Here is a 363-nt window from a genome sequence, read left to right on the forward strand (position 1 = left end):
CGGCGGCGCGGGGCGCGGCCGAGACCCTCGTGCGCTCCGACGAGTTCGACCCCTCCTCCGTACGGACCCGGCCGACCGACCTGCTCCGGCGCAGGCACCGGGTGCGGCTCGGGCTGCTCGTGGGGACCGCCGCCGTCGTCACGGGCACGGTCCTCGGGCTCGTCGGCTCGGGCGCCACGCCCCTGACCGGCCCGGCGCCCGTGCCGCACGGCAGCGGGGCGCTCGATCCGGAGCGGGTCGTGGCCCGGGCGCGTACCGCCTGGGACGACACCTCGCGCGTCGACTTCACCGCGTGGCCCGCGCGCGGCGCCCTTACGAAGGACACCGACCTGCTCGCCAAGGCCCTCAACGCCTGGGCGCGCG

Annotated in this window: 1 pseudogene; it reads left to right on the forward strand. The window is 78.8% G+C overall.

From position 1 onward, the window contains the following. Positions 1-363, forward strand: a pseudogene (locus G3I42_RS30940) (hypothetical protein); the annotation flags it as partial.

The sequence above is a fragment of the Streptomyces sp. SID11385 genome (assembly GCF_010548245.1).
Taxonomy (GTDB): Bacteria; Actinomycetota; Actinomycetes; order Streptomycetales; family Streptomycetaceae; genus Streptomyces.